This is a genomic window from Bradyrhizobium sp. NBAIM08 (assembly GCF_020193935.1).
Lineage (GTDB): Bacteria > Pseudomonadota > Alphaproteobacteria > Rhizobiales > Xanthobacteraceae > Bradyrhizobium > Bradyrhizobium yuanmingense.
The window spans coordinates 1-421 of record NZ_JADYVR010000696.1 but is presented as its reverse complement, the minus strand read 5'-3'; the positions used below and the strand labels follow the sequence as shown (position 1 = coordinate 421).

The 421-nt window shown below is 65.6% G+C and carries 1 protein-coding gene; it reads left to right on the top strand.

Annotated features, from left to right (window positions below):
* Positions 1-421, top strand: a 421-nt coding sequence (locus I6F37_RS41615) for a hypothetical protein (RefSeq protein ID WP_225154614.1), incomplete at both ends; no start/stop codon positions are given.

Below are 421 nucleotides of genomic sequence, written 5' to 3'. Positions count from 1 at the left end.
GGCCTGGGCGACACGATGGTGTCGGGCTCCAACGTGTCGATCGCCGCCGGCAAGCGGCGCGAGGTCGGCGCGATCCTCGTCGGCGTGTCGCCCAAGGCGCGGCAGGTCGGGCTCACGATCCCGATCGGCTACGTCGAGCGGTGGAACCGCGAGTTCGCCGGCGAGCAGGTCGCCAGCGAGTACTCGTCGATCATCGTGACCTTGCGCGACAAGGATCAGCTCGCGCCGTTCTCGCAGTGGCTGCAGGACGAGATGAAGCTCAAGCTCGACGACTCGCTCGGCGAGCAGTTCGCGACCGCGATGTTCGTCATCACGAGCGTGCTGATCGCGATCTCGTTCGTGATCGTGATCATCAGCGCCATCAACATCGCCCACAACTTCTTCATGCAGGTCAGCGAACGGCGGCGCGAGATCGGCGTCC